The organism is Aquimarina spongiae (assembly GCF_900141785.1).
GTDB lineage: Bacteria > Bacteroidota > Bacteroidia > Flavobacteriales > Flavobacteriaceae > Aquimarina > Aquimarina spongiae.
In genome coordinates this window covers 71,719-98,090 of record NZ_FQYP01000010.1, presented here as the reverse complement: position 1 = coordinate 98,090, position 26,372 = coordinate 71,719, and the positions used below count along the sequence as shown (strand labels likewise).

The 26,372-nt window shown below is 35.6% G+C and carries 22 protein-coding genes; 11 read left to right on the top strand and 11 right to left on the bottom strand.

Annotation, left to right across the window (positions count from 1 at the left end; genetic code table 11):
* The first annotated feature begins 48 nt into the window (after positions 1 to 48).
* Positions 49 to 1,350: a 30S ribosomal protein S12 methylthiotransferase RimO gene (rimO, locus tag BUE24_RS20540; protein WP_073320514.1), complete on the top strand. Its 1,302-nt coding sequence runs from the start codon at positions 49 to 51 to the stop codon at positions 1,348 to 1,350.
* 100 nt (positions 1,351 to 1,450) lie between these two features.
* On the opposite strand, the gene BUE24_RS20535 is transcribed toward rimO, so the two are convergent.
* The 7 genes from BUE24_RS20535 to BUE24_RS20505 form a co-directional block, all read right to left on the bottom strand.
* Entirely contained in the window at positions 1,451 to 2,080 is a 630-nt protein-coding gene (locus BUE24_RS20535; RefSeq protein ID WP_073320511.1) for an NAD(P)H-dependent oxidoreductase, read from the bottom strand.
* 11 nt (positions 2,081 to 2,091) lie between these two features.
* Entirely contained in the window at positions 2,092 to 2,805 is a 714-nt protein-coding gene (locus BUE24_RS20530; RefSeq protein ID WP_073320508.1) for a pirin family protein, read from the bottom strand.
* Positions 2,806 to 2,913: 108 nt separating this feature from the next.
* Positions 2,914 to 3,783: an AraC family transcriptional regulator gene (locus BUE24_RS20525; RefSeq protein WP_073320506.1), complete on the bottom strand. Its 870-nt coding sequence runs from the start codon at positions 3,781 to 3,783 to the stop codon at positions 2,914 to 2,916.
* A gap of 252 nt (positions 3,784 to 4,035) precedes the next feature.
* Positions 4,036 to 4,494, bottom strand: a complete 459-nt coding sequence (locus tag BUE24_RS20520) for a fibronectin type III domain-containing protein (RefSeq protein ID WP_073320504.1) — start codon at positions 4,492 to 4,494, stop codon at positions 4,036 to 4,038.
* Between the two features lie 528 nt (positions 4,495 to 5,022).
* On the bottom strand, positions 5,023 to 5,715 hold the full coding sequence (locus BUE24_RS20515) for a hypothetical protein (RefSeq protein WP_073320502.1): 693 nt from the start codon (positions 5,713 to 5,715) through the stop codon (positions 5,023 to 5,025).
* A 79-nt stretch (positions 5,716 to 5,794) separates the two neighbouring features.
* Entirely contained in the window at positions 5,795 to 7,960 is a 2,166-nt protein-coding gene (locus BUE24_RS20510; protein WP_073320500.1) for a M3 family metallopeptidase, read from the bottom strand.
* 25 nt (positions 7,961 to 7,985) lie between these two features.
* The gene (locus BUE24_RS20505) at positions 7,986 to 10,466 is read right to left on the bottom strand and encodes a M14 family metallopeptidase (protein WP_073320498.1); all 2,481 of its coding nucleotides are present in this window, start codon (positions 10,464 to 10,466) and stop codon (positions 7,986 to 7,988) included.
* 125 nt (positions 10,467 to 10,591) lie between these two features.
* Here BUE24_RS20505 and bshC point away from each other — a divergent pair, with 125 nt between their 5' ends.
* Positions 10,592 to 12,187 (top strand): bacillithiol biosynthesis cysteine-adding enzyme BshC, encoded by a 1,596-nt coding sequence (bshC, locus tag BUE24_RS20500; RefSeq protein ID WP_073320496.1) that lies wholly within the window; start codon positions 10,592 to 10,594, stop codon positions 12,185 to 12,187.
* A gap of 15 nt (positions 12,188 to 12,202) precedes the next feature.
* On the opposite strand, the gene BUE24_RS20495 is transcribed toward bshC, so the two are convergent.
* Together BUE24_RS20495 and BUE24_RS20490 are read right to left on the bottom strand one after the other, a co-directional pair.
* Positions 12,203 to 12,748 (bottom strand): pyridoxamine 5'-phosphate oxidase family protein, encoded by a 546-nt coding sequence (locus BUE24_RS20495; protein WP_073320494.1) that lies wholly within the window; start codon positions 12,746 to 12,748, stop codon positions 12,203 to 12,205.
* Positions 12,749 to 12,851: 103 nt separating this feature from the next.
* Entirely contained in the window at positions 12,852 to 14,504 is a 1,653-nt protein-coding gene (locus tag BUE24_RS20490; protein WP_073320492.1) for an ETX/MTX2 family pore-forming toxin, read from the bottom strand.
* Positions 14,505 to 14,764: 260 nt separating this feature from the next.
* On the opposite strand from BUE24_RS20490, the gene BUE24_RS20485 reads away from it, so the two are divergent.
* The 8 genes from BUE24_RS20485 (at position 14,765) to BUE24_RS20450 (ending at position 22,671) form a co-directional block, all read left to right on the top strand.
* Positions 14,765 to 15,505, top strand: a complete 741-nt coding sequence (locus tag BUE24_RS20485) for a hypothetical protein (RefSeq protein WP_073320490.1) — start codon at positions 14,765 to 14,767, stop codon at positions 15,503 to 15,505.
* 42 nt (positions 15,506 to 15,547) lie between these two features.
* Complete coding sequence (locus BUE24_RS20480; protein WP_139242072.1) at positions 15,548 to 16,204, top strand: hypothetical protein; 657 nt, start codon at positions 15,548 to 15,550, stop codon at positions 16,202 to 16,204.
* Positions 16,174 to 16,950 (top strand): sensor histidine kinase, encoded by a 777-nt coding sequence (locus BUE24_RS20475; RefSeq protein WP_073320485.1) that lies wholly within the window; start codon positions 16,174 to 16,176, stop codon positions 16,948 to 16,950. Before BUE24_RS20480 ends, BUE24_RS20475 begins: the two co-directional genes overlap by 31 nt.
* Before the next feature lie 30 nt (positions 16,951 to 16,980).
* A complete protein-coding gene (locus BUE24_RS20470) occupies positions 16,981 to 17,634 on the top strand; it encodes a response regulator (RefSeq protein WP_073320482.1) in 654 nt (217 codons plus the stop codon).
* A gap of 118 nt (positions 17,635 to 17,752) precedes the next feature.
* The gene (gene guaA, locus BUE24_RS20465) at positions 17,753 to 19,285 is read left to right on the top strand and encodes a glutamine-hydrolyzing GMP synthase (protein ID WP_073320479.1); all 1,533 of its coding nucleotides are present in this window, start codon (positions 17,753 to 17,755) and stop codon (positions 19,283 to 19,285) included.
* A 56-nt stretch (positions 19,286 to 19,341) separates the two neighbouring features.
* Positions 19,342 to 21,513, top strand: coding sequence for a LysM peptidoglycan-binding domain-containing protein (locus BUE24_RS20460; RefSeq protein ID WP_073320476.1), 2,172 nt, complete (start codon positions 19,342 to 19,344; stop codon positions 21,511 to 21,513).
* A 420-nt stretch (positions 21,514 to 21,933) separates the two neighbouring features.
* On the top strand, positions 21,934 to 22,410 hold the full coding sequence (locus BUE24_RS20455) for a DUF922 domain-containing protein (RefSeq protein ID WP_139242071.1): 477 nt from the start codon (positions 21,934 to 21,936) through the stop codon (positions 22,408 to 22,410).
* Between the two features lie 36 nt (positions 22,411 to 22,446).
* Positions 22,447 to 22,671 carry a DUF3820 family protein gene (locus tag BUE24_RS20450; RefSeq protein WP_073320473.1) on the top strand — a complete coding sequence of 75 codons (225 nt, stop codon included), beginning with the start codon at positions 22,447 to 22,449 and terminating at the stop codon, positions 22,669 to 22,671.
* Between the two features lie 2 nt (positions 22,672 to 22,673).
* On the opposite strand, the gene BUE24_RS20445 is transcribed toward BUE24_RS20450, so the two are convergent.
* Complete coding sequence (locus BUE24_RS20445; RefSeq protein WP_073320470.1) at positions 22,674 to 23,186, bottom strand: SRPBCC family protein; 513 nt, start codon at positions 23,184 to 23,186, stop codon at positions 22,674 to 22,676.
* Positions 23,187 to 23,377: 191 nt separating this feature from the next.
* Here BUE24_RS20445 and BUE24_RS20440 point away from each other — a divergent pair, with 191 nt between their 5' ends.
* Positions 23,378 to 24,943 carry an amidohydrolase family protein gene (locus BUE24_RS20440; RefSeq protein WP_073320468.1) on the top strand — a complete coding sequence of 522 codons (1,566 nt, stop codon included), beginning with the start codon at positions 23,378 to 23,380 and terminating at the stop codon, positions 24,941 to 24,943.
* Between the two features lie 53 nt (positions 24,944 to 24,996).
* Here the strand turns inward: BUE24_RS20440 and lysA are convergent, their stop codons facing one another.
* Positions 24,997 to 26,226, bottom strand: a complete 1,230-nt coding sequence (gene lysA / locus BUE24_RS20435) for a diaminopimelate decarboxylase (RefSeq protein ID WP_073320821.1) — start codon at positions 26,224 to 26,226, stop codon at positions 24,997 to 24,999.
* Positions 26,227 to 26,372 lie beyond the last annotated feature (146 nt).

Sequence of the window (26,372 nt, the reverse complement as noted above, 5' to 3'; positions counted from 1 at the left end):
CAAACTTGGTTTAATCATTGTATCTTTGCACACCTTTATCTGAAAGATATGAGAACAAAGACATTAAAAAAGAATAAGATCAATGTTGTAACGCTTGGTTGTAGCAAGAATGTGTATGATAGCGAAGTGTTGATGGGTCAACTAAAGGCAAACAACAAAGAAGTAGTGCATGAGGAGGAAGGAAATATTGTGGTCATCAATACTTGTGGTTTTATTGCAAATGCTAAAGAAGAATCTGTAAATACGATTTTACAGTATGTCCAGAAAAAAGAAGATGGAGTTGTTGATAAGGTGTTTGTTACTGGTTGTCTTTCAGAAAGGTACAAGCCAGATCTGGAAGAAGAAATTCCTGATGTAGATCAATATTTCGGAACTACCGAATTGCCTGGCCTGTTAAAAGCACTTGGTGCAGATTACAAGCATGAGTTGATAGGGGAGCGGCTTACCACAACCCCAAAAAACTATGCGTACCTCAAAATTGCAGAAGGATGTGATCGTCCTTGTTCTTTTTGTGCGATCCCTTTAATGAGAGGAAAGCATAAGTCTACTCCAATTGAGGATCTGGTAGTAGAGGCCGAAAAACTAGCGGCGGATGGCGTAAAAGAGTTGATTTTGATCGCTCAAGATCTTACCTATTACGGTTTGGATTTATATAAAGAACGAAAGTTAGCCGATCTACTTAAAACGTTGGTTAAGGTAGAGGGAATCGAATGGATTCGCTTGCATTATGCTTTTCCAACTGGTTTCCCGATGGAAGTTCTTGAGGTTATGAAGCGAGAACCTAAGATTTGTAATTATATCGATATTCCGCTACAGCATATTGCGGATCCGATACTAAAATCCATGCGTAGAGGTACTACCAAAGCCAAAACAACCAAACTACTGCAAGAATTTAGAACAGCAGTTCCAGAAATGGCTATAAGAACAACACTTATCGTAGGGTATCCGGGAGAAACCCAAGAGGATTTTGAAACCTTAAGAGATTGGGTGAAAGAAATGCGTTTTGAACGCCTGGGTTGTTTTACCTATTCACATGAAGAAAATACCCATGCTTATTCGCTTGAAGACGATGTTCCGGAGGAAGTGAAAATGGAAAGAGCTAACGAGATTATGGAAATTCAGTCTCAGATTTCCTGGGAGTTAAATCAACAAAAGATAGGACAAGAATTCAAGATTGTAGTAGATCGCAAAGAAGGAAATTACTTTGTAGGGCGTACAGAATTTGATTCACCCGATGTAGATAATGAAGTGCTCATTGATGCTTCAAAACAATATCTAAAGGTAGGAGAGTTTGCTACGGTTAAAATTTATGAAGCCGAAGATTTTGATTTATACGGGGAGATCGTGTAACCTTATTTTACGGTATTGTGTTCTCTATCGAATGCATTAATAAATGGTCTAGTAAATAAAAAGAAGCTCAATGGGAGCTTCTTTTTATTTGATGACAGGATTACAGTACCTCAAACAATTCATGAATAGGCTTGCGAACCTTTTTGCTATTTTGCGTTGGATCTTCACTAGAACGATATCCAATAGTTGCAATTACTGCGGCTGACAATCCTTTTGCTCCTAATCCTAAAATTTGTTCATATTGTTCAGCTTCAAAACCTTCCATAGGACAAGCGTCAATTTTTAATTCAGCACAGGCAGCAAGTAAATTTCCAAGCCCAATATAGGTCTGTTTCGCGGTCCAGGCTTTGACAGCATCTTCTGGTAAACTACCAATTTTAGATTTCATGAAATCTCCGTATCCAGATAGATCGTCGACATTTAATCCCTGTGTATTTGCTTTCAACTCTAGGTACTCATCGATTACTTCGGGTTGTACTTTGGTGTAATTGCAAAACACGATCAAATGAGAAGCGTCTACTATTTGAGATTGTCCCCACGATGCGGGTTGTAATTTTTTTCGGACTTCTGTATCCTCTATGATCAATACCTTATAGGCTTGTAACCCATAGGATGAAGCAGATAAAGAAATAGCTTCTTTTATCTTTTCAAGATCTGTTGCTGATACTTTTTTAGTCTCGTCAAACTTTTTGGTGGCATAACGCCATTTTAAATTTTCTACTAGTTGCATGTTATTATGTTTTAAATAGACATTGGTACTTCTATTAGTAATAGTTTTGATGTGCTATCGGATTGGAGTTTTATTTGATCGGTATCCCATATTCCGTAACCATCACGTCGGTTTAGTTTTTGGTCTTCTATGGTAATGTCTCCTTCCAAAACAAAAGCATAAACTCCATTCTTTGGATCTTTAAGTGAATACGAAAATGCTTCACCTTTTTCAAAAGATCCCATATGAAACCAAGTATTCTGGTGTGCCCATACCCCTTCATCGTTTTTATTTGGGGAAAGGATTTGCTGCAAGTTTCCCTGTAGACTTTCTGGGGCTAATGTGATTTGATCATATCGGGGGTCAACATTTTTTTTGTTAGGGAATACCCAGATTTGAAGAAATTTGACTTCTTTATCTTTATTTTTATTGTATTCACTATGGAAAACTCCAGTTCCTGCGCTCATCACCTGAATATCTCCTTCTTTGATCACTGTAGTATTGCCCATGCTATCCTGATGTTCAAGATCACCTTCTAAAGGAATAGAAATAATTTCCATATTATCATGAGGGTGTTTTCCAAAACCCATTCCCGGAGCTACAGTATCATCATTGAGAACGCGTAATGCTCCAAAGTTGGTGCGTTCGGGGTTGTAATAATTGGCAAAACTAAAAGAATGGTAGGAATTCAACCATCCATGATTTGCTTTTCCTCGAGTTTCTGCTTTATGCAATATTGTTTTCATTGTATCGCCTTTCTTTTATAAATTATTTTGCAATACAAAATTGATGATACTCGGATTAATAGAAAATGCGAGAACACTGGATAGACATATAAAAATCCGACATGTATCTTATTTCCCATATTGAGAAGGTGATATACCAGTAATTTTTTTAAAAAAATTACTGAAGTTAGAGGGTTCAGAAAACCCAAGTTCAAATGAAATTTCTTTGGTGCTAAGATCCGAGAAGAACAGCATTCTCTTCGCCGCAATTATAATTCTGGATTGTAAGTATTCTTTTGCGGTTTTACCAATTAAAAGCTTAATAGTACGGTTCAAATGATCGGGAGTAACATGTAATGCTTCTGCATATTGATGCACCTTGTGCCATTCGGAAAAATGATTTTCGACCAGATTTTTATAAGCTTTAAGAATAGTGGTGCCAGCATGTACCTGTTGAGGATGTTTTTGTTCCAAAGTACATATATTGTTGCAAGTGATTAGAAAAAGTTTCAAAAGAGCCCCTATTGCCGACATCCTAAATTTGGTTTCAGAACTTAAAGTAGTTAACATCTGATGACTATATGTATTCAAAATATCAATTTCTTGTTGATTAAGAGGTAATGGAGGAGATTGTCCATAATCAGTAAATAAATTAATGTCTTCTATAAAACAGTAATCGATATGACTCTCTTCCAGGAATTCTCTAGAGAAAGTGATGACCCATCCATTGGATTGCTCTTTTTCTATAATTTGATGTACTTGTCCAGGGCTTACGAAAAAAATAAGATTATTGGTGAGTTGATATTCGTTAAAATCAATAAGATGAATGCCAGAAGCCTTTTTTGCAAAAATGATAGTATAAAAATCATGACGATGTGGTTGATTACCGTTTCCTTTTTGCCGATCATAAATATCCCCCATTTTCTGGATATTGAATAGTAATCTATTTTTGGAATGATCAATAAGTTTGTATGTAGGAATTGGCGACGACTGTGTCATATCACATAAAATGAAACAAAATTTTCATCTCAAGATACGTGTTTTTTGGTTTGATGATTGTTAGGAGTATGTTATTTATACATGGAAATGTTTGAAGTTACTAACTTGTTGTAATTATCGTTCTGTCTAAGAATGATTTAAACTATGTAGACGAAACGTTAGTATATATAAAAGGAGATCAATATTGACCTCCTTTTTATGTGTATACTACTTATTTTTTCTGGCTAATTCAAATAGTACTGTAGTATTGTATTATAAAGTTGTAATTACTAAAGAACTACTCCACTTGCTAAATTCTGTGTTAGAACATTTAGTTCTTACAATCACAATATATTCTGTAGAGGATTTTAGATTATTGATAGTTACCGTATTCGTTTGAGTTGATATCAATTCAGAATCATTGATTATTGCAGTAAAAGTGTCATCTAATGATACTGGCTTCTCTGCGTATCTGATTTCCCAAGTAAGACTTTGAGCGTTTTCGGCATCCCAAGTTACATTTGCTTTTTCTGTAGTCACTTCTCCAGCAGTAAGTCTTTGTGGTACGATACAAAATTCAGTTACATCTTCGTTATCTGGGTCGATACCAATAACATCTGTTTCTTCATTATTAGTTTGATCAGTTTGCACAGGTGCAATATCGAAATCTTCTGTTTCGCATGCGATGAATGCAAAAATAGCAGCTAGTAGAATGGGTAATTTTTTTAACATGATTGAGATTTTTTCGTTTAGTTTTTGTTTTTGAAATCGTGGACAAAATTATCTAAAAATAGTGTTCAAAATACCCTTTGAGATTGTGACTAATGTTTTGAGATCAAATTGTAAATTGAGGTATTTTTATAAGAAGATTGATAAGAATTAGAAAACGATAATGGTTCTCTTGATGAGATTAAAAATATGATTAAAAAAGCTTCATTTTAGTAAAAAATAGATAACTTAAAAAAAGTTCAAAAACGATTAAAATTAACAATAGTTTAATATTGGAGCCTTTTTTTGAGTTTAAATTATTGATTTATCATATAAAATGTGTTTTTTATGATAATAATTCAATGTCGATGAAATTTCTTTGTATGTATAAATTGTTTTAATTAAAAGGAATGTGTACTTCATAAAATGTAACCCAGAAATACCATGCTTTTACTTAAAATTTATCATGTAATAATGGTTTGATAAAACAAAATTTGCACCTGGATTTGATCAAAATACAACTGTTTTTATTAAGTCGTTTTGAAATGCTTCTTAGTTGTTCAAAATGATTAATTTTTGCCAAATTTTTCTACTTAATCCAGTAGTTAGTGTTTCTATTTCGTTTACAGCGCTAACTACGGCTTCTTCAGGCAAACTTTGTGAGTACAATGCCGCTACTTTTCCTACCAAAGCAGTTGCTTCAGAACAATAATCCAAATATCGTTGTAGTTCAAACTTGGTTAGTGTTCTTTTTGGAGAATGTTCGGTAGCAGATTCTGGATTTTCATTTACATAGGGGTCTTTGGTGAGTTGATGCATATCGATAACATGAGCAATTACTCTAAGTTCATTTAGAGATTTTAGAGCTTTTCTGGTTTTAAGCCTCGATTCTAAAGAAACCAAAAAGAAGATGGCAGCTCCCACAAGTATAATATCATTAAATATGGCTTCAGAGACGGTGACAACATTTGCCAATGTGGTGTTTTCAATTTTGAGGTCAATTAGTGTAATACTATAAAGTAAGCCTGCTATACCTATTAATATAATTAAATAGGAGAAAAGTCGTAATGAAATATTAGGTCTGGATATCCAATGAATATTTTGTTGACTTTGCTGGGCAATGGTCAAAAACTGAAGACATATCTTTCTTAAGTTCGAATTTGGAAATCGATCGGCAACTCGTTTTTCAAGTTTATCAATAGTCTTTATTATTTTTTCTGATTCCAGTCGTACTGTATCATTCATATGTCAAATTGATCTTATTTTGGTAAATATAAAAAAAGCCGAAACAAGTAGTTTCGGCTTTACAATTTGTATATGAGTTTTAAGACTTAGGGACCGGAAAACCTCTGTCCTTCATCAATGCCTCTATATTTGCATCACGACCTCTAAATTTTCTATAAGCTTCAGCAGGATCCATAGCGTTTCTAGGAGCGAATAAATATTTAACTAATTTATCGGCTACTTCTTTGTCATAAAATCCTTCTGGAGCTTCTGCAAATGCTTCTGCAGCATCAGAGGTAAGTACATCTGCCCACATATATCCATAGTAGGCTGTTGCATATCCTTCTCCAGAAAAAACATGTCCAAAATGAGGAGTGCGATGACGCATCACCAATTCCTTAGGCATGTTTAATTCGGCTAGAGTTTCTCTTTCAAATTTATCTACATCAATATTAGATGGATCTGCAAGATGAAATTTCATATCCATTAAGGCGGACGCCAAATATTCTGTAGTAGCAAAACCTTGATTAAAAGTTGCTGCTTTTTTAATTTTCTCTACTAATGCTTTTGGGATAGGCTCTCCTGTTTTGTAATGCACCAAGTAATTATCAATCACTTTATCTGTAGATAACCATCTTTCTAGTAACTGAGATTGAAATTCTGTATAATCTCTAACTCCACCATTTAGTGTAGGGTATCTCACTTCAGAAGCAAAGAAATGTAGTGCATGACCAAACTCATGAAAAAATGTTTCTGCATCATCCCAAGATACCAAAACAGGCTCGCCGGGAGCGGGTTTTACAAAATTAGAGTTGTTAGATCCAAGAACTGTCTTTTTACCATCAAAGGTCGTGTGGCTTCTATAAGTAGTAGCCCAAGCACCAGAACGTTTTCCTTTTCTTGCAAATGGATCCAAATACCATAATCCAATGTGCTCTCCTGTAGCCTTGTCATTTACTTCCCAAACTTTTACATCAGGATGAAAAACAGGAACTTTTCCTTCTGCGATTTCTGAGAATTTGAAATTAAATAACTCTCCAGCCACAAAGAACATGGCTTCACGTAGTTTATCTAATTGTAAATATTGTTTTACCTCGTCTGAGTCCAGATCGTATTTCTTTTTACGCACTTTTTCGGCATAGTAGCGGTAGTCCCAAGGTTCAATAGTAATCTTATCCCCATTAGCATCGGCAACGGCTTGCATATCTGCTACTTCTTCTTTTACACGTGCAATAGAAGCAGGCCAAACAGCATTCATAAGTGTCATCGCATTTTCTGGATTTTTGGCCATTCTGTTTTGTAATCTCCAATCGGCATAATTGTCGTATCCTAATAGTCCTACTCGTTCTTTTCTAAGCTTAAGAATGTTGGCAATATTTTCATTGTTATCATGATCATCTCCATTATCCCCTCGAGAATAGTAGTTTTTCCATACTTTCTCTCTAAGATCTCGTTCGTCTGAATAGGTTAAAAAAGGATCCATAGATGATCTGGTATTGGTAACCGCATACTTGCCTTCTTCTCCACGGTCGTTTGCTGCCTTGGCATACGCTTTAATTAAAGGTTCGGATAGACCGCTAAGTTGATCTTTGGTTAGGTAGGTAACATACCCTTCTTCATCGGCCAAAATATTATTCGAGAAGTTCGTATATAGCCCTGATAATTCTTTGTTGATTTCTGCATATCTTTTTTTCTTTTCGGCATCCAACTCGGCGCCGTTCATAGCAAATTGTTCATATACCAATTGCACCACTCTTTGCTGATCAGTTTCCAAAGGTGTTTTTTGTGAACTTTCATATACCGCTTTGATTCTTTGAAACAATTTCTCGTTTTGTGAAATTTTGGATCTGAAATCAGATATTTTAGGTGCCATTTCTTTTTGGACTTCTCTAAAAGCTTCTGAAGACATGTTGCTTCTTAAAATACCATAATAAGTAAAGGCTCGATTCAATTCTTGACCAGAACGTTCCATTTCTTCGATAGTATTTTTGAAGGTTGGTGGTTCTGTGTTGTTCGCTATTTTTTCGATTTCCTGTAGATTGATTTCCATTCCTTTTTCAAGGGCGGGTTTGATATCGGCTACCTTCATTTTATCAAAGGCAGGAGTACCTCCATAATCTCCAGTCCACTCTTCTAATAATAGATTTTTTGTTTCTTCGGTTTTCATGCTTTCTGCTGTCTCCTTCTTTTTATCACAACTCGATAGCAATACTGCAGTTAGCAGTACCATCGATGCTGCTTTTTTAGGAATGTGTTGGATATTCATTGAGTTATATTTAATTGATAATATGTTAAAGTCTAAATTTATTATTATTGGCAAAGAAAATAGCATTGACAAAGAATAGCTTTCCATTTTCCCAGAACGATCTGAACAAAGGATCGTCTATCATATAGATCATACTTCCATCACCAATTCGAGCTTCACCAAAAACTAAGGAATTGTCCAGTGTTTTTAACGCATCTTTCCCTGCAAATCCCGAAACATTTTCTGGCTTTTCTATATATGAAATGTTGTACCCATCTTGTAGTAATTGATAAGAAGAACTTCCAAGTTTTAAACTAAAATAAGTATCTTCATATCCAAAAGCCATAGGGTGAGAAGTGTCTACTTTTGTTTTAAAAATACTTCCGGTGATAAAGCCTTTCACACTTTCATTTTCTCTTTGATCATAAGGGATTAGGTTACCAGTAGTTTCCGCCTTCTTGTCTTCAGATGTGTTCTTTTTTAGATCAAATCCATCTTGGTTAGAAAAAGCATCTACTGCACTGGCAATTGCAATCACTTTACCTCCTGATTGTACCCATTTTTTGATTTTAGCAAGGGTGCTTTTATCTAGGTATCCATTATAATATCCGTTTGGCATAATGAGAACATCAAATTGCCTCAAATCTACATCTTTAAAGTAGTTTGTGTTGATAGAAGTAACAGGAAACTGCAATTGCTGTTCAAAAAAATGCCAAATAGCCCCGTAACTCAAAGAAGAAGTGTATTTACCTTTTAATAATGCAATTCTTTGATTGTTGATTAGTTTCACATCAGGAGATCCAAAATCCACACCTTTAGTCGCAAAACTGGTTGATGCTGCATGCAACTTACGTTGGTGTTTATTGGCAATATCCACAACAATTTGGTCATAGTTGGCAACCGTTTTATTATCACTTTTGGTAATGATTAAGCTCCCTTTTTTAAATGCGTTTCCATTATTTGAAAAGTCTTTTTCTGTAAATCGTACTTTAATATTTTTTTGAAGTAAATCAGCCAAAAACTGAGCATCATCTATACTATTCCATTTTGCAATATACCCAGCACCCGATGTATTAGTAGTGTTTGCAGTATTGAGTGATTTTGAAGTACCATTTGCAGGAACTAATGAAGTAGAAGCCACTGCATTCAAACCATATGCGTGGGGAATACTCCAAGCGGTAATGTCATAAGTAAGAGGGGTACTCAATTTTGCATTAGGCTCAAAAAGAACTTTTACCATAGTGCCTTTAGGCTGATTAGTACTCACTACCAATGCGCCACTCGCATTAATGTTACTCTGGTTATTTGTTCGAAAATTAAAACCAGATACTTTTGTAGCATTGGTGAAACCATATTTTATTTCATGCCTGTCCAAAAGTTTGGTAAGCGCTTGTATTTTATCTTGCTCACCAGTTAAGACATAGCTTTTGTACTTGAAATTAGTATTAGCAAAAAACTTTTTAAACTCGGTGTTTAGTTGTTCTGCATTTTTTGACGCCATTTCGATGGTGGATAGACCAGTAGTGGTATGGTGTAACGCTCTATCCTTAAGGGTAAGTACAAACCCTTCATCAGTTTGTATCCCAAGTCCTGCACGACCATGTCCTGCCTGCTCATAGGTCATACCAATTGCCCCCATAAAAGTAGGGTAGGTGTCTCCATAACTCGGATATAACAAATCAAAACGTTCTCTGGTGAAAAATAACCATCCTTCTGCATCAAAATACTTAGCATGATTCTTACCAATTTGTGTCTGAAAATCTCTTTGCCATGGGGTAATCACTTCGTGAAATGGTTCCGCCGCTGGGGCAAAGTAATACGGTTCGTTGATTCCTTGTTCATGAAAATCTACATGTATATGAGGCAGCCATTGATTGTAAACCTTTAATCGCTGTTGTGTTTCAACTTGTGTAGCCCATGCCCAATCTCTGTTCAGATCAAATAGATAATGATTAGGTCTTCCTCCTGGCCATCTTTCGTTATGTTCTTCAGCTACCTGATTGGTGTTGTATGGGGTTGCTTTTACCTCATTATACCAATTTACATATCGATCACGACCATCGGGATTAATACAAGGGTCGATGATCACTATTGTGTTTTGAAGCCAATCGGTTTTAGTAGTAATCAATTCATAAATGGTCTGCATTGCAGCTTCAGTACTCGAAGCTTCATTTCCATGTACATTATAACTCAACCAAACAATAGCTTTTTTTGATGAGGAAACACCTTCAACTATACTGGTGTTTTTTAGATGATCTTTGCGTAAAGTTTCTAGATTATTCAGGTTTTCTTGAGACGATACAATGGCATAGGTTAATGCTCTTCGTTCATTGGTTTTTCCATACGATTGAAAAGTAACCAAATTAGAATTGTCTGCAACATGTTGAAAGTAATTTACAACATCAGCATGACGTGTAAATTGTTCTCCTATCTCGTATCCAAGAAACTCTTTTGGAGATTGTAATTTATTTTGAGAGTAAGTTATTAATGCTGAAACGACAAATAGCGCGAAGAATGTTTTTTTCATTGATGATTTGATAATTAGAAATTGTAAAATACCGAGTTAAATTTAGGATATAATCTGTATTAACTAAAATTTAGGATTTACCATTACAATCTAATGTATATTTAACCTCTCAAAAAAAGTTTTCTATGCCTAGTGAGTGTATTCCGTTTAAAGAAACGAATTACTTTTCAACATTAATTTGTGATTATCTGGATCAAAAACCCGAATTGCAATCGCTGTACCACCGTTTTCCGAAAATTTCAGAATTTGAAGATCAGATCAAAGAAAAACAAGATTCTTTTTCTTCTCAGCATAGAGCGGTGTTGGTAAATGCTCTCCAAAGACAATATAAAGGAAATGATTGTTCTGAGGAAACCAAAGAAAACTTGGAATTACTTACAAGATCAACCACATTTACGGTTACGACCGGTCACCAGCTTAATCTTTTTACAGGACCACTGTATTTTTTATATAAGATTGTTTCTGCCATTAATCTTGCTAAAGAATTAAAAGAAAAGTATCAAAACTATGATTTTGTACCCGTGTATTGGATGGCTACAGAAGATCATGATTTTGATGAAATCAATTATTTCAATCTATTTGGTAAAAAAATACAATGGAATCGAAAAGACGGAGGAGCAGTTGGTGTTTTTGATACCAAAGGTTTGGACAAAGTGTTTGAGGTTTTTGCTTCAGAAATAGGGACAAGTATCAACGCTGATTATCTAAAATCACTTTTCAAAAAAGCATATTTAGAACATGAAACATTGACCCAAGCCACTCGTTTTTTAGCGAATGAACTTTTTGCTAGCTACGGATTGGTGATTATCGATGGAGATGATAGTGAACTAAAGCAACTTTTTGTTCCTTATATGGAAAAGGAGTTGATCGAAAAAACCGCATATGAGCAGGTAACTCCTCAAACCGAAACGTTGAAAGAACTAGGGTATAAAGTACAAGTTAATCCTAGAGAAATTAATCTATTTTATCTCGATAAGGGCATTCGAGAGCGTATTGTTGAAGAGGAAGGGGCTTATTTGGTCAATGAGACAGATATCAAATGGACCGAGAAAGAACTATTACAAGAACTTAAGGATTATCCCGAACGATTTAGCCCTAATGTGATAATGCGTCCTTTGTATCAGGAGGTGATTTTACCTAATTTGTGTTATATAGGTGGAGGAGGAGAGTTAGCGTACTGGTTGGAATTGAAAAAATATTTTGAAACTGTAGCTATCCCATTTCCTATGTTATTGTTACGTAATTCGGTACTTATTCAGACCGAGAAACAAGCTGCAAAAATTAAGAAACTGGATGTCTCTGATAAAGAACTGTTTTTGAAGCAACATGAGTTGATTAATAGAAAGGTGCGAAGGATATCAAATATCGATATCAATTTTGATCCACAGCGCCAACATCTTAAAGCACAATTCGAAGAGATGTATGCCTTAGCAAAACAGACTGATGTTACTTTTTTGAATGCTGTAAAAGCTCAGGAAATTAAGCAGCTCAAAGGGTTGGATGTACTAGAAAATAGATTGCTAAAAGCACAAAAACGTAAACTAAGTGATCAAGTTAAACGCGTAATGGTGTTGCAAAATGAATTGTTTCCTAATCAAAGTTTACAAGAACGAACGGTTAACTTTTCAGAAATGTATCTGGAGTACGGAGCGCAATTAATACCTACGCTAATAGAATATTTACATCCTTTGGACGGAGAATTTACCATTTTGAAATGTTAGGTTGTTAATGATCTACTAAGGAACCAAATAAGAGTCCTTCCATTCCCCTTTTTCTTTACGAAATAAGATACGAAGATGGTTAGGACGTTTAAGTCGTAAATATTCAATTTTACTTGGGATAAGTCGAATAGCAGTAAAAAAGTTGTCTTTATCCAGAAACTCTATGTTTTGTGGGTTGTTGATAGCTTCACCGGGAGCATGTTTTGATCGGTAATCTTTTCGCGATTTTTCTGGAATTTGTTCCCAGATGCTTTTCAGGATTTGGGGATCTTCTACAATTTCGGCTTTTGCTTTTATCGATAATTGAATCAAACGATCCGAATCCAAAAAAAGTAAACTTACAATATCATGTTCTCTGATATGCGTTATTTTTTTAGATCTTTTGTCGGTATAGATCATCATATTGAGATCATTGTCTGTCTCCCGTAACACAACGGTTCTTAATCTTGGTGTCCCATTAATACTGCATGTGCCTAGAGTAAAATATCGAAAGGGATGACCAACCGTTTTGGAAGCTTCTTGTAGATCTCGTAGTATAGAAGAAAAGATAATTGGTGTCATGGGAGTGGGTCAAGATTCTGTACTATAAAATTAACTAAAATCATAGAACATAAAAAGACATCTTGATTAAGATGTCTTTATTAAATGATTATTCTGTTTTTTATTAGTTATCACAGGCTCCTTCTATGTCCTTTGAGATGGTTTCGGTTTCGATTAATCGATTGATGAGGTTGGTTCCTCTCACGGTTACTTCGATATAATCGCTTTGCACATCTGTGATGACTCCGGTAAAGCTATTAAAAGCAAATTGTGTGGTTATTTCTTCTCCGGATAATGCTTTGCTATCTTCTTGATAGTTTCCTTTAATTCTGAAGCGTTGCACATATGGGATTCTTACATTTTCATAGGTTTGATATACATCTGCTACTGTAATAGCGGTTCCTGGAGGTACTTCCTGGGTGCGTTCTGTCGAAATTTCTGTGGTTCTGGTTTCTTCAAAAGAACCGGATCTGGTGCTCGTGTTTGTACGAGATTTACTGAACGAGTAGCTGCCTGTTACCGAACTTCGTACAGAGCCCCCTGCACCAAAGAATTTTGTAGAAACTTCTGCTTCTATGGTTACTGAAACCGAATACTCCTGTGTTGTGCTTACAGACATCGATTCTTCCCATCCGAGAACTTCTTTGGTTTCTAATGATTCTGATCGCCCGATAGTTTGCTGTAAGGTTCCACTACTACAATTTCGTAAGGTACTGTTATAGGCTTCCGAAGTTGCTGATGGAGGAAGAATGGGATGCATGAACTTTGACTCAATAGGTTGTATATCCCAGTCAATATCAAAAGATAAAATCCTAAAATATGCGGGTTGGGAGTTGGTGTTCCCAGCATTAAGGCGATCGTTAATCAAAAATAATGGGTTGCCCGTAAATGTTGGAGTGATGGTATATAAACCCGCTTCTACTTTTTCAATTTTGAATTTATAATTTGGAGGTGCGCCAGTGTTGTTGCCTCCATTTCGAATCAAATTAGCTTTGCTTTGAATACGAAGTTCAGAATTTGCCGGAACAATATATAAATAGTGAATGTCGTCCCCATTGTGAACAGCAATGGTAAACACCCCTTCTTCTCCAGGAACTTCGGCAAATCTATAGGTAGTAAAGGTTTCTGTGTTTTCAGAATTGTAATCCAAATCAGCAAGTTTACTGGCAATTATGGGGGTGTTAAGCAAGACAGTATTTGGAAAAAAAATAGAGTTAGGCGCTCCGTAGATTTCATTAGAGTCCTGATTCACTATTTGGACATAGTGTCTCACATCCTCCCTAAGATTTACTTTTGCATATAGGTCTTCGAGTTTGTCTGCAGGAATATGTTCTTCAGATGGGCTAGGGGTAAATGAGAGCTTTGTGATGGATTTTGTGGCTAGTTCATTCTCATTTTTATCAAGAACACGAACAGAAACAGGAACTCCATCTTTCAGTTCGGCCTGCGCTTCTTCAGATAAATCTTCGTTTTTTAACGATAAAGTAGCCAGATTGTTAAATTCGTCAAAGAGTATCTTTTGACTGTAATCGCCAGTGGTTGCAGTTACTGTAATATCTGCAGTGGTAGGTCGATATCCTTTTCTGGCAATGTCTCGTGCATTAATGCTAATACCAATTGCCCCAAGATCTGTCTCAAACTCTTCCAGATCTATCCCTGGTAGTTCTTCTACTCCAGTGGTTGGAGGTGGTAGTTCGTTTCCATCATCTTTACTGCATCCCAATATCCATATGGATAACAACGTAAGTAGTAGTACTTTTTTTGTGTGATTTTTCATAATACGTCTATTATTAATTACTATGTTTTGACATCTATGTGTTTTGTGTATGGCAGTCTTTAAACGGATCACCTATACGAAATTCCAAAATTGCTTTAGATAAGTGCTATTTAAAAGACCATAAATACCGAAAATGTAAAACCGTGGAAAATACTTGTTTTGTAATGGTTATTACTTGTTAATAAGTTGATAGTTAGTTGGTAAGGTTTTTTTTGAGTAGCTTTAATGTTGAAAAATGTTAACTCCTAAAAATCACACAAATGGAAAATGCAATCACACAACAAGAAGAGAAAAGTACTATCAAATATTTCAAAGATTGTCGAAATAATTGGTGTAAAGAAGATGTGCTAAAATTAGCAAGACATTTTCATAAATGGGATAAGCTTACCGGACAACATCACAGGGTGGATCATTTTATTTTGAGTAAAGAAGCTATCAAAAGGTTGAATAAGATAAAAGCTAATCAACTCATAAAGAATATCAAGATTTGTTTGGCATTACAGGATGATAATGTTGAGGAAGTTACGTTTTGCCCTTTTTTGATGATTAATGATAAAGAAGATCTTGTTTTTGAATTTATACCGATCGTAAAAGTTGGATTGACAGCAGAGTATGTTCCTGAAACCTTCAAAAAAATGATCGGTGATAACTGGAACGAAATTGATATGCACTTGATCGATGATTTATTTCATTGTAATGATGTCAATACAAGAGTGCGGGTATTACATTATTCAATAGGAAATGAAGATGAAACAGATCAAAAAATTATGAGATACATAAATGAGATTCTAGGTAATATCACAGGAATCACATTGTATCCTGGAGTGGATATGAACAAGTTTTCTAAAAGAGATATGATTTCTTTTACACCAACATTAGGATTTAATGCCAAAGGAATTAAAGAAAATCATATGGGACTCAAAGGGGTAGTAGAAACAATGTCCGGTCCCGATGAGACATTGGTAGAGTATCTTACACCATGTCCTCCTACCTGTACGTAATACTTGGTATTTCATGATATATGAATTTTAATTGTTGATTAGATGAGTGAACAAATGTTTAAGAACCTAACCCTGGTTGCCTTTGTATTGTTGTTTGTTCCAGCAGTAATATTTTTGGTGAGATCCAAAGTTTTGGCCGCTGTGCAAAAAAAGTTAGCCATCCTGGTTTTGGTGACACTTTTGGTTGAGGTAATTTCAAGGATACTGTGGTATAAAAAAATAAATAACCTACCTATTTATCATTTTTATACGGTCATCGAATTTCTTCTAATTCTCAATATATACAAAGAACCTTTACGTAAAGTGTTTGATGTCAAATACCTTGTCATAATTGGTGTTGGTTTTACCGGGTTTGCGATACTGAACACAATTTTTTTCCAGGATTTGTTTACCTTTAATTCTAATGTAACCACCCTTATGGGATTGCTCGTTGTTGTTTTTGCTTTGAGTTACTTTTATGCTTTACTTAAAGAGGTTAAGTATAGTGCATTAGAGACGAATCCTATGTTCTGGATCAACTCTGGTTTTTTGATCTATTTTTCTAGTAATTTAATACTGTTTTATATGAATAACAGCTTGTTCAAAGAAGTGTCTGAGGCTAGTTTGATTCTTTGGGGATTGCATGCCATTGTGAATATCGTATTAACCATTTTTTATACCATTGCGCTATGGGTGCGTCCGAAGAAGCTATTACACTGAAGATTATCATCATTGGTATGGGTGTGATTTTTATGTTGTCTTTATCTGTAATTGTATTTTTTATTATTTATCAAAGACGTTTGCTAGCACAGCAAAAGAAACATCAAAAAATTGAGTCAGATTATCAAAAAGAACTTTTGGAGACCGCAATCCTAAGCCAGGAAGAAGAACGAAGTAGAGTAGCCAAAGAGCTTCATGATGAAGTTGGCGCTATGCTCACTACAACAAAGTTGTATTTTGGGCAGATTACACCATCCTTACCAGAAATAGAGTTTGAAGAGATTACCAATAAGTTGAGGGCTTTTTTGGATGATATGATCCAAAGTGTTAGAGGAATTTCTCAGGATTTGCGACCAGTGATTTTAGAAAAACTTGGACTAATTGAGGCTTTGCAGAGTTTGGTGCAAACCATCAATGATACAGGGGGAATTCAAATAAATTTTAAAGATAATACCAGTAGAATAGTACCTAAGCCCAAAGAGCTTAACCTATACAGGATTGTTCAGGAATTGATCAACAATACCCTAAAACATGCAAAAGCTAAGAATGTTGATATAGAAATCAAACACGAAAATGAAGCTTTAGTTTTGTTATATAAGGATGACGGTATTGGTTTGGATCATAAAACTCTTTTGAATAAAAAAGGGTTGGGACTTAAGAATATAGAAAGCCGACTCTCGGTCCTGTCAGGTACTATGAATTTTTTGAAACCCAAAAAAGGAATGGCAATTAGAATAGTATGTTAGTGTATTTTGAAATTTAACACCACCATAAAAATGGCAACAATAAAACTTGGTTTGGTAGATGATCATAACCTTTTTCGAGAAGGGATAAAGTCTTTGTTGAATAAAATCCCAGACATTCAGTTGGTATTGGAAGCTGTGAGTGGTAAGGATCTTCTTGAGCAACTGGATCATGTAGTTCCTGATGTGATTCTACTAGACCTGGAAATGGAAGATATGAATGGCGTGGATACCACAATAGTGTTGAAGAAGACATTTCCAGACATAAAGATAATTATTCTTACCATGCATAAGGAAGAGCGTATGACTTCTTATCTCATGGAAATAGGAGCAAATGGGTATCTCTTAAAAGATACGAACCAAAAAGAATTAGAAGACGCAATTCGATCGGTATATGAGAAAGGAATTTATTTTAATGCTTTTGTATCTCAGGCATTGTTGAAAGGGCTTAAAAATAAAGCCAATAAACCACCTGCCATAGGGAAAAATTACCAACTCACATCCAGGGAGTTAGAAGTGCTGGAATTGATTACTAAAGAATACACTACTACCGAAATTGCGGAGCAATTGTTTTTGAGTACTCGTACGATTGAGGGGCATAGAAAAAACCTAATTAGCAAACTAGGAGTGAAGAATACTGCGGGTTTGATAATGAAAGCAATAAAAGATAAAATTATTTCTGTTTAACGTTGAGAATAGTGTAGCCAAGATCTAAAATATCTGCGGCTTTTCTAAAATTACTGGTTGGATATAAAATTATACCGATTAGGATTTCAAGGTTATCAATTTAATTTTATTTTTGCCTATGCAAAACAACAAGGTACTTATTCTGGACTTCGGTTCACAGGTTACACAACTTATTGGGCGTCGTGTGAGAGAGCTCAATATCTACTCAGAAATACATCCTTATAACAAACCTCCAAAAGATATTGACGCATATAGCGCAGTGATATTATCTGGGAGTCCTCTATCTGTTAGAGGAGACGATGTAGCACACCCTGATCTTTCCGAAATAAAAGGTAAAAAACCATTACTTGGTATTTGTTATGGTGCGCAATACCTCGCTCATTTTGGGGGCGGACAAGTAGCCGCTTCGAATACTCGTGAGTATGGTCGAGCAAATTTGTCGTATATCAATGGGAATGAGTTGTTCCAAAACATTTCTGAAGGTTCGCAGGTTTGGATGAGTCACAGTGATACCATCAAAGAATTGCCAACAAATAGTGTGCTTTTGGCAAGTACCCATGATGTAAAGAATGCCGCATTCAAAATAAACGAAGAAGATACCTATGCGATTCAGTTTCACCCAGAAGTGTATCATTCTAAAGATGGAACACAGTTATTAAAAAACTTTTTGGTAGATATTGCTGGTGTAGCTCAAGATTGGACTCCAGATTCATTTGTAGATGAAACAGTAAGTAAGCTAAAAGAACAGTTGGGTAATGATAAAGTAGTATTAGGACTTTCTGGAGGGGTAGATTCTTCAGTAGCCGCAATGCTACTACATAAGGCTATAGGAAAAAACCTGTATTGCATTTTTGTGAACAATGGATTACTTCGTAAAAATGAATTTACAGATGTATTGGCGCAGTATAAAGGAATGGGGCTCAATGTAAAAGGTGTAGATGCTTCGGCACGCTTTTTGGGAGCTCTAGCTGGTGAAAAAGATCCTGAGAAAAAACGCAAAGCTATTGGGCGCGTATTTATAGAGGTTTTTGATGATGAAGCTCATGCTATTGAAGATGTAAAATGGTTGGCACAAGGAACAATATATCCAGATGTGATAGAGAGTGTTTCTGTCTCTGGAGGCCCTAGTGCAACGATCAAAAGTCATCACAATGTAGGAGGATTGCCAGATTATATGAAGTTAAAAATAGTCGAACCTTTAAAGATGTTGTTTAAAGATGAGGTAAGACGAGTAGGAGCTTCTATGGGAATGAATAAGGAACTATTAGGGAGACACCCTTTTCCAGGGCCAGGACTTGCAATTAGAATTTTAGGGGATATTACTAGTGATAAAGTTCGTATTTTGCAGGAAGTTGATGCTATTTTTATAAATGGTCTTAAAGAAAATGGACTATACGATAAAGTATGGCAAGCAGGAGCGATATTGCTACCTGTACAGAGTGTTGGAGTTATGGGAGACGAAAGAACCTATGAAAACTGTGTGGCACTCAGAGCGGTAGAAAGTACAGATGGAATGACAGCAGACTGGGTAAATCTACCTTATGAGTTTTTACAAAAAACTTCGAATGCAATAATAAACCGGGTAAAAGGCGTTAATAGAGTAGTCTATGACATCAGTTCGAAACCGCCTGCTACGATCGAGTGGGAATAAGAACGATACTATAATACTCCGGTTTTTTGAAATTGGGAAACAAAAGATAAGTTTAGATGAAAAAGTATTTATTGATTTTTTTACTGTTTTTTGTGGCGTTTTCGTATGCGCAACAATACAAGAGTCATACTGTCGCAAAGGGAGAAAATGTATACAGAATAGCAAAGCAGTATAATACTACTCCAGAAGCCATTTACAAGATCAATCCTACAGCCAAAGATGGTATTCAGGAAGGAGAGATTTTGGCTATCCCAATTACAGATGATCAAGAATACAAAACTCATGTGGTTGAGCAGGGTGATACAGTGTATAGCCTGTCTAAGAAATATGAAATTACTGTCGAAACTATCTATTTACTTAATCCAGAAGCTGTAAATGGTATTAATGTTGGTCAAATTCTTAATGTAGGAAAAGCTGAAAAGAAAGAGGGAACAAGCATTGAAAATACCGAAGGCAATAAACAAGAAATTTTGGATAGTCTAAAGGCAGAGGATCCAGATGATAGAAAAGTGGTTCGGTACATTACACATAAGGTAAAAAGAAAGGAAACCTTGTACGGGATTGCAAAAAAATACGATATCACTGTAGAGGATATTAAAAAATTCAATAAACGATTGTATTCTGAACAAATTAAGAAGAAAGACAAATTAAGAATACCGGTTTATGAGAAAAAACAAGTTCAGGAGGCCGTAATAGATAGTGTTGATTCTCGATTGTCCAGAACGACAAAATATGTTATAAAGCCTAAGGAAACCAAATTTGGTATTGCTAGACGTCATGGGATTACCATGAGTGAATTAGAGCAGATGAACCCAAATATGGATCCTAATTTTCCAATTGGGATGGAGATTACGGTTCCTACGACCATTTTTGTTTCTTTAAAAGATTCTTTGCAACCTGGATTCCAATTATATGAAATACCTCCAAAAGAAACCATGTTTAATTTGGTAAGAAGGTTGGATATTTCGGCAGATTCTCTGTTAAAAATGAATCCTTATATCAAAGATGGTTTAAAAGCAGGAATGGTAATTACAATTCCAGAGCAAAAACCGGTAGATACCTTAAGTGTAGATGCAATAAGAGGAGAGCGATATATAGATTTGAGCAGTAAACTGTATAATTTTAAACCTAAGAAAATTGCAGTGATGCTTCCGTTTAGTGTAGATACCTTGGATTTGAATGCCAGGCAAGAAATAGAAGAACAATTAAAGAATAAACAAAGCTTACGTATTTCTTTAGATCTATATAGTGGCGTTTTGATGGCGATTGATTCTGCAAAGACTAGAGGAATTACTACAGAATTAAATGTATACGATACGCGTAAGAATAACAATGGTGTACATGTCAAAAGGATTTTACAGGAAAATAATTTTGATGATACCGATGTAGTCATTGGTCCTTTGTATCAATCTAACCTAGAGGTAGTAGCTGCAGAGTTAAAAAAGTACAATACTCCAGTGTTTTCTCCTGCTTCAAGAAGGGAATCAAGTTTGTACGACAATTTCTTTCAGACTCGACCTTCTAACGAAATGTTACAGGAAAAAATAATTTCTTTCGTAGAAAAAGATACTACCGACAAAAATATTATTCTTATCGTGCAACAAGGTAAAAAGTACGAAGAAATTAAGGGGAAATTAACCGCTAAATTCCCTGGTGCTAAGGTTGCAAAAATAGAAGAAGGGAATTATTTATACGCTGTTCGTTTGGATGCAGTGCTGGATAAAAATAAACCAAACTGGGTTTTCCTAGAATCGAGTGATGTGGCTATGATTAGTAATGTTATTCCTTTGCTAAATGCCAAGGCAGAGAGTCATAAAATAACGTTGTTTACTACTGACAAAAACGGTGCTTTTGATGATGATAATATTAAAAATGAGCACTTATCCAAACTGCATATGCATTACCCATCTGTGGATAAAGAGTTTGATGATGAAGAAGGAGAAGGGGAAAGAAGTACTAAAAAGGTGTCTGATTTTGAAAAGAAGTACAAAGAGCGATATGGCGTGTTTCCTAATAATTGGGCAGTGCGTGGGTTTGATATAGCTTATGACGTTCTTATGAGATTAGGTACGGCAGATGATGTCTATCATGCTGTTTCTTTTGAGGGAACTACCGAGTATGTAGAGAATAAATTTAACTATGCAAAAAAGCCTTTAGGAGGATATTATAATAAAGCAACTTACCTTATAAAATTTGAAGATGACTTGAAGCTCAAAGTGGTAGAATAACCTCATCTTCAAAATAGTTACTTGTACGAATTGGAAAATTTTTATTTGATTCTTAATAAAAATTAAAATTTCCCTGTAAAAAAAATGTATTTTTTTATATATTTGATACTGTTAAGGTTATCTTAGATGAGATCGCACAGATTGTTTTAAGGTTCTTGGCACTATAATTGATTGTAAGGAATACAATTGGAAATTTATCCAAATTAGATTTCAAAAGCACAGTATTATTGGAATACGATGTGTTTTGGAATCCACAAAAAGACTGTTTTATACAGAGCAAGCAATATTTGCCCCATATTGTCTCTTCAGCGGTATAAAACGGAAGAAGTATAACTTTGGTTGGGCATAATTGTTGCAATTATGATGAAAAACTTTATTGTTATTTTATTTTTACTTTTTGCCGGTAACAATAATGGCTATGTGGGGAAATTCTCGTACACAGAAAGAAGCGAGCTGGCTTGGTCTGATTTTAGAGGCAGACCTCATTCCACAAGTCATTTTGATGCAAGTGTGAATACGGGGATCACCTATCAATGGTCTTATGGGAAAGATAAAGGAGATATTGAATTAGATTACCAAGTAGATAGTTTTTGCTATCCTTCCCTATCATGGGTTAAAAGAGGTCAAATGTCAGATTATCTGCTGTCTCATGAACAATTGCACTTCGATATATCAGAGCTTCATGCTAGAATCATGAGAAAGAGGTTGAAAGAGTACGATGCAGGCGGTAACATACGTAGAGATTTAAACAAAATGTATAAGCTTGTAGAACGCATGAGAATTAATATGCAGGAACGATATGATGAAGAGACTGAACATTCCAAAAATAAGGAGGCACAAGAGAAGTGGCAGAAAAAAGTAGAAACCTTAATGTGGTTTTATCGCGAGTACGAATAACATTCCATCTTAATTTTAGCCTACACTTACCGATACTTGAACTCACAACTTCAAAAAGACTTTCTGATAGCCTTAGCCAATGCCAAAATGCCTTTTGGCAAATATAAAGATAGATATCTCATCGACCTTCCGGAGTATTATATTGTTTGGTATAAAAATAAAGGATTTCCAAAGGGAAAACTCGGGCAACAAATGCAAACGGTTTACGAACTTAAAGTAAACGGTTTAGAATATTTGGTACGAAATATTAGAAATATGTAATATCACATGTTTACAAATTGAAATCCCGCTAATTCTTGATTTCTTAGATCTATTTCTGTTTCGTTAAGCAGAATACCATGCTCTACAAAAGCCTTCAGGTTTGCCATCCAAAATGTCCACCCATTACTACAGCCATGATGTATGTTGAGCTTGCTCTCTTCGTCGAGAGGGATGTTAAATTGTCTCAGAGTCACTAATGTGATACCTTCTCTTTCCTCTAATTCAACAGAAACCTTCGAAGACTCAAAAGAAATCTCTATGTAATTCCTGTCATTTGCTTCCAAAACTTTTCCGCTTTCAGAACCATTCCAATTGTGCCATTGCCAGGTATAGGTATCTCCTTTTTGAATGAGTTCGGTTGGGTTTCGTATTTTTCCATCAGGGTTTTGATAAGTAGCTTTTTTTAAAAACCATGAAGTAATCCCTTCTTCGGTTGCCCATAAGTGATATAGTGTTCTGCTAGTAGCTTTGATATAGATCTTTTTGATAAATGAGTTCCATTCTAGTTTTTGCATGATAACTTGTGTTTTGAATACGAATAAAGATAAATAAAAAGTGTGTTAAAATGAATTGATGTTGTTGTTAAAGCATTGTTTTTTAGAGGGGTGTGGTTATAATTCGTTAAAATATTCCCAGCGAATATTTAGTTTAAAAATGAATTCTGTAAGTTTATTGAAGAAACACAAACTATAACTCATCTTCGAATATGCGAGTGCAGTACTTATTTTTTTGGATTATTCTTCTTTTTACGGGAGTTTCTTCTTTTGCTCAAGACCTTCAGGAAGGTCCTTTTTCTCAACTAATTATTAGAGGAGCGACTTTAATTAATGGAAATGGATCTCCTCCTCGAGGGCCAGTAGATATTGTTATAGAAAAAAATATCATTAAGGATGTTATAGTTGTTGGATATCCTGGAGTTGCTATTGATGAAGCAAAACGACCAAAATTAAAAGCGGGTGGTAGAGAATTACAGGCAGATGGAATGTATGTGCTTCCTGGTTTTGTAGACATGCATGGTCATATTGGAGGTGAAGCGCAAGGAGCAGATTGGGATTATGTTTTTAAGTTATGGATGGCGCATGGCATAACTACAGTTAGGGAGCCTAGTGGTCGAGGGGTGGATTGGACCATGAAACTGAAACGCCAAAGTGAGAAGAACGAAATCGTAGCGCCAAGAGTTTTTGCTTATACAGGTTTTGGGCAAGGTAGTAACAGTCCTATTAGTACTCCTGAAATGGCAAGGCAATGGGTGAGAGAAAATGCTAAGAAAGGAGCTGATGGAATCAAGTTTTTTGGAGCAGCACCAGAAATTATGAAAGCTGCCTTGGATGAAAATAAAAAGTTGGGGCTACGTTCTGCATGTCATCATGCACAAACCGATGTAGCAAGATGGAATGTGTTGCATTCTGCCCGAGCCGGTTTGACAAGTATGGAGCATTGGTATGGCTTGCCTGAAGCTCTTTTTAATGATAAAACGATACAGCATTATCCTTTGGATTATAATTATCAGAATGAACAAGATCGATTTGAAGAGGCTGGTAAATTGTGGAAGCAGGCTGCAGAGCCGTATTCTGACCATTGGAATCAAGTGATGAACGAACTTATCGATTTGGATTTTACACTGGATCCTACTTTCAATATTTATGAGGCTAGTAGAGATTTGCAAAGGGCACGCAGAGCTGAGTGGCATGAAGAATATACTTTGCCTTCATTGTGGAGATTCTACCAACCTAGTAAAATTTCTCATGGCTCGTATTGGCACGATTGGGGGACAGAACAGGAAGTGGCATGGAAAGAAAATTACCGTTTGTGGATGACTTTTATTAATGAATATAAAAATAGAGGAGGCAGAGTAACAGTTGGGTCTGATTCAGGATTTATATTTCAGCTGTATGGCTTTGCATATGTAAGAGAGTTAGAATTGTTACGAGAAGCAGGATTTCATCCGTTAGAAGTCATTAGAGCAGCTACACTGAGTGGGGCAGAGGCTTTGGGTTTTGATGATAAAATTGGTTCGGTGGAAGTTGGAAAATATGCGGACTTTGTTGTGGTAGAAGAAAATCCTTTGAAAAACTTTAAGGTGTTATATGGTACTGGGGCGATTCGACTCACTGAAGCAAATGAAGTGGTGCGTGTGGGCGGAGTAAAGTATACAATTAAAGATGGTATTATTTACAATGCGAAAGCGTTATTAGGAGATGTGAAAGAAATGGTAAAAACGGCCAAAGAAAAGGAAGGTTTTACGATACGTCAACCAGGGATTAGAGAATAAAAAAATGCGCCTTTCAAAGACGCATTTTATATTTTGATATCACTACTTATTGATTATGCGGATTCGGTAACTTCCGAAAATAAATCTACATCCACTTGATTCTTTGTAAGATCTTCAAAAGTTTCTCGTTTACGAATTAAATGTGCTTCGCCATTATACCATAAAACTTCTGCTGGTCGATAACGAGAATTGTAATTGCTGGCCATAGAAAAACAGTAAGCGCCTGCGTTTTTAAACGCAATGATATCACCTTCGGTGATCTCAGAAATTCTTCTGTTGGTAGCAAAGGTATCTGTCTCGCAAATGTATCCTACAACCGAATAAAAACGCTCTCTTCCATCAGGATTAGAAACATTAACGATCTCGTGGTGAGAATTATAAAACATCGGTCGGATTAAATGATTAAATCCACTATCGATCCCTGCAAAAACTGTTGAGGTGGTTTGTTTTACAACATTCACTTTGGCTAAAAAGTAACCTGCTTCACTTACTAAGAATTTTCCTGGTTCAAAACCAAGCGTCAACTCTTTTCCATATTCCTTGCAAAAAGCATTGAAACGTTTTGTTAGTTTTTCTCCAAACTCTTCGATATTGGTTTCTATATCCCCTTCTTTATAAGGTACTTTAAATCCACTTCCGAAATCAATAAAATCTAAGTCTTTGAAATTACTTGCGGTTTCAAACAGAATTTCGCTGGCGTACAAAAATACTTCAACATCCAAAATATCACTACCTGTATGCATATGGATACCGTTGATAGTCATATTGGTGTTTTCTACGATTCTTAAGATATGTGGGATTTGATGAATGGATATCCCAAATTTACTATCGATATGTCCCACAGATATTTTGCTGTTTCCTCCTGCAAGTACATGAGGATTAATTCGGATACACACCGGAGTGTTGGGGTGTTTAGAACCGAACTGCTCAAGAATAGAAAGATTATCGATGTTGATTTGTACTCCTAGCGCAGATACTTCCTCAATTTCTTGTAAAGAAACGCCATTAGGCGTGAAAATAATATCTTCTGGTTTTACTCCTGCTTTCAATCCTAATTGTACCTCCTGTATAGAAACAGTATCTAGTCCTGCGCCCAAAGAATTTATTAGCTTTAGAATCGCAATATTAGAAAGGGCTTTTACGGCATAGTTCAATTTTACCCGTTTGACCTTCTTAAAGGCATTAGAAAGGCGGTTGTACTGTGCGATGATTTTTTCGGAGTCATACACATAAACTGGACTCCCGTGCTCTTTGGCTACTGCTAATAAATGTTCATTTGTCATTGCGTCACAATTTAAGCCTACGAAATTATCAATAAAAAAATATAAATCGATAGGGGATTGCAAAAAAATCTATTGCTTAAGTAGATTTTAAGATTTTTAACGGCTGTTTAAGCAGGATAACGAAGAGTAATTAGTAATTTTAATAA